The organism is Streptomyces sp. NPDC020845, assembly GCF_044334165.1.
Taxonomy (GTDB): Bacteria; Actinomycetota; Actinomycetes; order Streptomycetales; family Streptomycetaceae; genus Streptomyces.
The window spans coordinates 35,507-41,608 of record NZ_JBIRSJ010000037.1; the positions used below are offsets into that span (position 1 = coordinate 35,507).

6 protein-coding genes and 2 pseudogenes are annotated in these 6,102 nt (G+C 65.3%); 3 read left to right on the forward strand and 5 right to left on the reverse strand.

Going from position 1 to position 6,102, the window contains the following annotated elements:
- Positions 1-118: 118 nt before the first annotated feature.
- Positions 119-856, reverse strand: a complete 738-nt coding sequence (locus ACH4U7_RS51485; protein WP_398534677.1) for an SDR family oxidoreductase — start codon at positions 854-856, stop codon at positions 119-121.
- A 94-nt stretch (positions 857-950) separates the two neighbouring features.
- Here ACH4U7_RS51485 and ACH4U7_RS51490 point away from each other — a divergent pair, with 94 nt between their 5' ends.
- Positions 951-1,790 (forward strand): LysR family transcriptional regulator, encoded by an 840-nt coding sequence (locus tag ACH4U7_RS51490; protein ID WP_398534673.1) that lies wholly within the window; start codon positions 951-953, stop codon positions 1,788-1,790.
- 381 nt (positions 1,791-2,171) lie between these two features.
- Here ACH4U7_RS51490 and ACH4U7_RS51495 read toward each other — a convergent pair whose 3' ends face one another.
- Together ACH4U7_RS51495 and ACH4U7_RS51500 are read right to left on the reverse strand one after the other, a co-directional pair.
- On the reverse strand, positions 2,172-2,831 hold the full coding sequence (locus ACH4U7_RS51495; RefSeq protein ID WP_398534674.1) for a hypothetical protein: 660 nt from the start codon (positions 2,829-2,831) through the stop codon (positions 2,172-2,174).
- Positions 2,832-2,840: 9 nt separating this feature from the next.
- A pseudogene (locus ACH4U7_RS51500) lies at positions 2,841-3,867 on the reverse strand (integrase core domain-containing protein).
- A 229-nt stretch (positions 3,868-4,096) separates the two neighbouring features.
- Here ACH4U7_RS51500 and ACH4U7_RS51505 point away from each other — a divergent pair.
- On the forward strand, positions 4,097-4,498 hold the full coding sequence (locus tag ACH4U7_RS51505; RefSeq protein ID WP_398534675.1) for a GNAT family N-acetyltransferase: 402 nt from the start codon (positions 4,097-4,099) through the stop codon (positions 4,496-4,498).
- Between the two features lie 358 nt (positions 4,499-4,856).
- Here the strand turns inward: ACH4U7_RS51505 and ACH4U7_RS51510 are convergent, their stop codons facing one another.
- Entirely contained in the window at positions 4,857-5,285 is a 429-nt protein-coding gene (locus ACH4U7_RS51510; protein WP_383154218.1) for a type II toxin-antitoxin system VapC family toxin, read from the reverse strand.
- Positions 5,282-5,533 (reverse strand): hypothetical protein, encoded by a 252-nt coding sequence (locus tag ACH4U7_RS51515; RefSeq protein WP_398534676.1) that lies wholly within the window; start codon positions 5,531-5,533, stop codon positions 5,282-5,284. The genes ACH4U7_RS51510 and ACH4U7_RS51515 overlap by 4 nt, the downstream gene beginning before the upstream one ends.
- A gap of 165 nt (positions 5,534-5,698) precedes the next feature.
- Between ACH4U7_RS51515 and ACH4U7_RS51520 the strand changes: the two are divergent.
- A pseudogene (locus ACH4U7_RS51520) lies at positions 5,699-5,988 on the forward strand (integrase); the annotation flags it as partial.
- Positions 5,989-6,102 lie beyond the last annotated feature (114 nt).

Here is a 6,102-nt window from a genome sequence, read left to right on the forward strand (position 1 = left end):
ACTGATCATGCCCACACTTGGGCGATCGCAAAGCCCCAGGTCAACCACCATACGGCAATAAAGACACCCTTCAGGGCGGCCGCGGTCTGATCGACGGGAAACGCATCCGAAGGCCAGGTCACCAGGGCACGACCCCGTTGTCGTCGAAGAGCTGGCCGGTCGGACCGTCGTCCGGCAGGGTCGCCAGTCGGATGGCGATCGCCGCGCCCTGTTCGGGGGTCTGGGTCCCGCTGAATCCGTTGAGGTCGGTGGCCACGTAACCGGGGCAGGCGTTGTTGATCAGGATGTTGGTGCCGCTCAGCTCCTTGGCGTACTGGATGGTGGCGGCGTTGAGGTAGGTCTTCGTCGGCGCGTAGGCCCCGCTGATCCCCCCGAGGTCGACGCCGGGCGTGGTCTGCAGTGTCAGGGAGCCGACGTGGCTGGACTGGTTGACGATCCGCGGGTGCGCCGAACGGCGCAGCAACGGCAGCATCGCGTTGGTGACCCTGATGACGCCGATGACGTTGGTCTCCACCAGTCGCCGCACGGTCTCGAGGTCGATGGTGGTGGGTTCCTCCGGCCAGCCGCCGGCAATGCCGGCGTTGTTGACCAGTACGTCGAGCCGTCCTGCACGCTCCTCGATCAGTTGGACCGCGGCGGTCACGCTCGCGCTGTCGGTCACGTCCAGGGGTACGCCGAACGCGTCGGCACCAGCCGCGCGCAACTTCGCCACGGCGTCCTCCCGGCGCTGCTCGTCCCGGGCGCCGACACCGACACTCCAGCCCCGCGCACCCAGCCCGGCCGCGATCTCATACCCGATTCCCTTGTTCGCGCCGGTGACCAGCGCGATCGTCTTCTCGCTCATGACAGCGAGCATGCCTGCGCCGCAGCCGGGCACCAACACCATCTCGGTAGTGCAGCAATACCCGAGCGATATCGATCAGCCGTCTGCCCGTCATTAGCCTGTACTCATGGAAATACGCGAGCTGCGGTACTTCGTCGCCGTCGCCGAGGAGCTGCACTTCGGCAAGGCTGCCCAGCGCCTGGGGATAGCCCAGCCGCCGCTGTCGCGCACGATCACCCAGCTCGAACGGCGGCTCGGAATCGCACTGCTGGAACGCAACAGCCGCAAGGTCACGCTCACCGAGGCCGGAGCCGTGCTGCTGGCCGAAGGACGAGCGATCCTCAGCGCAGTGACCGCAGCTGAGCGGCGTACCCAACGGGCCGCGACAGCACATCCCAGCCTCGTCCTCGCCGTCAAATCCGGCACCGTCGGCGAGCTGCTGACAAAGTTGCTCGACGCCTACGCTGCGGAACCCGGCGCAGCCACCGTCGATCTGCTGCTCTGCGAGGCACACCAGCACCAGCAGCTGCTGCAGGACGGGCAAGCCGACGTGGCTCTGCTCCACCTGCCCTTCGACTCAGCAGTCGGGCTCGACACCGAAACCCTGTACACCGAGAAGCAGGTCGCGATCCTGCCGACCTCACACCCGCTCGCCAGCCGCTCCCAGGTCCGGATGGACGACGTCACCACACTGCCAAAGCTCCCGATGGCCCGCTGGCCCGGCCCCGGCGGCAGCTACCCAGAAGGACCTGGCGCAGAGGTACGGAACCTGACACAGCTCTTCCAGCTGATCGCGCTCGGCCGCAGCACCGCGGTCATCCCCGAGTCAGCCGGCGCCGACCTGCGCCGAGACCTCGCCGCCGTGCCGGTCCTGGACGCTCCGCCCGTGACAACGGTGATCGCCTGGCCGCCGCACAGCCGCCTTCGTCCAGTTGCTGACCTCATCCGCGTTGCAACACGTCTCTGAACCCGGATGAGGAGTGCAGCCGCCCAACGACGGTCCCGATCAAGCAACTGGCAACTCAACGCTCCTGCATCAGCGAGGTAGTGTCCTTGACCGTCTGGCCCTGGGTGGACATCAGCACCACGATCGCCCACCGCAGCCGCACCGGGTCCTTCGCCGTCCGACTGATCCGCTGCAAGCGGCGGCCTTCCTCCATGCTGACCCGCGGGTGAACACATTCGATCGTGTGCCGTTCAGAAATCCATCGCTGCTGGTCAGGCTACATGGCTGTGCTCATTGATGAGGTTGTCGAGGATGTGCGTGCGGGGTAGGCGTGGCGGGGTGCTTGTGCTGGCGAAGGCTGTGTTGAACGACTCGGTCTACTTGCTGTCCTTGTCGCGGGGGTCAGGTTGAGTGCTTGCTGCGTTGTCCAATGTTCGGTGGGGTGAGCGGTGACGTCGGCCTGCCCAGCGGATAGCCGATCTCCGTGATGTCCCCCGCGAGGTCGGCCAGCGTGACCTCTGGGTTCAACGCGCTGACCACACCTTCGGTCAGCGGACGTGAGGAATAGACGTGACGAACGGCCTCCAAGTCGACCGGGGCCTCGTAGTAGTCCTGAGCCCACCGTTGAAACGCTTCCGCCGAGCGTTCCACCAGCAGTTGGAACAAGGACCCGGCGCCGTCCGGATCTCCCGTGGTCTCCTCGGGGAAGTCGATGGTCCCCGTCTTCCAGTCGTTGTCTCCTGGCTCCCGCCACATACACACGGTGACGACGGGCATCCCGTCTTCGTCCGAGAACGCGGGTTCTTCAACCCACGACCGGAAGACTTCGGGTACATCATCGAGCACGCCGGGCCATGGCCCGTCCTGTGCGTAGGGGCTCATGGGCGACTCGTGAGCGAACCCACGGACGTAGGCGCCGGCGGCCGAGAAAACGATCGAGTACTCGTCGCCCGAACCGTTACGCATCGAGGCCATCGACTCCGTGTTGGACCAGTGGGCGTCGAAGGAATGGTAGCGGTCCTCCCACTTGGGACTCAGCACCTGCGGGTGCCGATAAATCATCCGTGCAGTTCACGCCGCTCGTTGGTACTCGTGGAGGGTTCCGCCGAGTCGGTCTCGTCTGTGGACTTCCAAGGGGGCGAGTTGGGCTGGTTGGGTGATGGGTGTGGGTAGTGGGCGGCAGGGGGCGGCTTGTTCCAGGGCCCTGTGCGGGCGGTGCTCGTTGTAGAAGGATTCGTACTCGCGCAGGGCGTGGAGGAGGTGGCGCTGGTTCCAGATCAAGGTCCGGTCCAGGGGTTCCCTGCGGCAGGTCTGTATCCACCGCTCCATGACGAGTTCATCCGTGGTATCCGAATGCCGGTGGTGACGATCTTGAGACCGGCATCGGTCATCAGGGCGTCGAAGGCGGCTGTGAACTTCGAGTCGCGGTCGCGGATCAGGAACCGTGCCCTGCTGCCCGCGTCTTCGAGGTCCATGAGGAGGTTGCGTCCGAGCTGCACGATCCACTCGTGGTGGGGTGTGCGGTGGTGCCGAGGACTCTGATGCGGCGGGTGGTGTGCTCGATGACGGCGCAGACGTACAGGCACGCTCCGGTCAGAGTGTGGACTTCGAAGAGATCGCAGGCGAGAAGGGCCTTGGCCTGGCTGCGGAGGTAGTCGGCCCAGGTGGTGCTCTGCCGTTCGGGTGCGGGTGGGATGCCGTGCTCGCGGAGGATCTCCCAGACGGTGGAGGCGGCGACCTTGATCCCCAGGGCTGCGAGTTCGCCGTGGATTCGTCGATACCCTCACGAGGCATTCTCCCTGGCCAGGCGCAGGACCAGGGCGCGGATCGACCGTAGGGTGCGTGGGCGTCCGCGTCGCCTGGGTACGCAGGTCGCGGCATGGCGCCGCCGTAGCAGCTCGCGATGCCAGCGCAACACTGTGTCGGGGCGGACCAGGAGCAGAAGGGTTCGCAGTCTGTTTTTGGGGAGGTGGTGGAGCAGGCCGGCGAGGACGGCACGGTCGCTGTCGGTGAAGGTCGGTTTGCCGACCTGGCGCTGCAGGACCAGCAGTTGGTGCCGGAGGACGAGGATCTCGATGTCCTTGTCTTTGTCGCTCATCGGCAGGAGGTGTAGGAACGCCAGGGCGTTGGTCGTGGCGAGGTAGGCCAGGCGCAGGAGTACGACAGATCATGATGCCGCCGGGGCCCCGTGTGGGTGAAGCACTTGGGGCGGATGACAAGGAGAGCCGAAGATCCGTGATCAGGCTCCCGACCTGCGTGGATGATTTATCGGCACCCGCAGTGCCTACGCGGCCGAGGTCAGCCGCCGATCGATAAGGAAGTAGCTCATGGACATCCGACAATGCCGAAAAGAAGATCTTGACCGCCTGGAGAGGCACATGCCCTCGCCCGGGCGGACACAACGCCACGCGATGCGGTTCGAAAGGCAACAGCAGGGTCTGAGCACCTTCCTGGTCGCCTGGTCCAACGGAAGCCCCGTCGGGACGGCTCAGATTCTGTGGCAAGGATGCGAAGCGCCCGAGGTGCGCGATCGCTTCCCCGAGTGCCCTGAGTTGAACGGTCTGGGAGTCTGGCCGCCGCAGCTGCGGTCCCAGGGCATTGGGACAGCCATCATCCGCGCGGCGGAAAACCAGGCCCTGCCCTTGCCGAAAATCTCATCCGCGCAGGTCACGCTGCATGCCGGTATTCGTGGAGGATGCCGCCGAGGCGATCGTGCCGGCGTATGTTGAGGTGGGCTAACGTGTCCGGATCGTCGATCGGTGGGGGCAAGGGGTGCAGCGGTCTGCCGTTCGCGATGGCCTGGTGTGGTCTGTGTGCGTTGTAGAACTGCTCGAACTCGCGCAGGGCGTGGAGGAGATGCCGTTGGTTCCAGATCAACGTCCGGTCCAGGAGCTCGCGGCGACAGGTCTGTATCCTGTGCCGTTCAGGGAAGCGTCGCTGCATTCTGCGGCTCTCAGCGACGCTGGTGCGTTGGTCGTGGAGTCCGGGCACCCGCGCGAGGTGCTCACCAACCCCCGGCACGAGCGGACCCTGTCCGGCGCGCGGATGTATGTACTCGCGGTGACCTGATTCCTGATAGACCCCCGCCTATCCCTGATAGTGCCAGGGATTAACCAGTTCGACGCCGGTACGGGTCAGATGTTTGGTGTTGCGGCTTGCGAGGGTCCAGCGGTTGGCCAGGGCTGTGGCGGCGATGAGGGCGTCGGGTGGGTCGATGGGTTGGCCGGTGGTCTTCAGGGCCTTGTGGAGGGTGAGGTAGGCGGTCGCCTCTGGTTCGCCGATTGCGGCGATGCGGTGGCGATACTCGCTCCGTAGCGTGGTCAGGGCTTGGCGGTAGCGGGCTTGGCGGAGTGGATCGGAGGTGGCGGCGACGCCGGCTTCGATCTCGGCCACAGTGACCACGCTGAGGTAGAGGTTCGGGCTGGGCGTGGAGTGGAACCAGGCGATGACGTGGGGATCTGGCTTGGGACGGGTGGTGAGCTCAGCGACGACGTTGGTGTCGAGCAGGTAGATCATTCGGGTCCCTGAGCCTCGTCGTACGATCGAGTGCCGAACTCAAGATCTTCGAAGGGGGCCTGCTGGAGGAAGTCTACGAAGCCGTCGTGTGCGGTCGTGGCCCAGCGGGTGAGCATGGCGGGGAGGTCGTCAAGATCAGTCACGGCCAGTTCGGCGTCGAAGTGGGCGACCTGGTCGGCGGGGAGAGCCTCTCTGATGTCACGGATGGTACGAAGTGGATGGGCCGGCTCGGAGGAAGAAGGTCCCACGGGATGATCATGTGCTGTGCTCATGGCATCCTCCCAGTTGGTCGCTGCGACCCTCAATGATATAGATGACTTCGTCGCTAGACGCGCCCACGCTCTGGTGTGGTTGACAGTCTGGTACTGAGCTGAATAGCGCAGTACGGCTAGTGATCGGCGTTGCAGGGCAGGGGGTACGTCAGGATCCAAGGTGAGCTCCGACGGCTCGGTCATCGGGTCTCAGCCGCCACCATCCGGCGCGTTCTGCGCCGCTCCGGTCTACCGCCCGCACCGCAGCGCGCCTCCCAGCAGACCTGGCGCTCCTTCCTCCGCGCCCAGGCCCACACGCTGCTCGCCTGCGACTTCATGCACGTAGAGACCGTCTTCCTCAGACGTCTCTACGTCTTCTTCATCATGGAGATCGCCACCCGGCGCGTTCACGTCCTGGGTGTACCGCACGCCCTACAGGCGTATGGGTCACCCTGTGGGTGCCGGAAACGGGGCTCTTGCAAGATTTTCGTGATGGGGTGACAGTGCGTCATCTTGGTGTCATTGTGCGGAGTGTGTGACGAGCTGCTGGGCATCGTGTTCCCGCA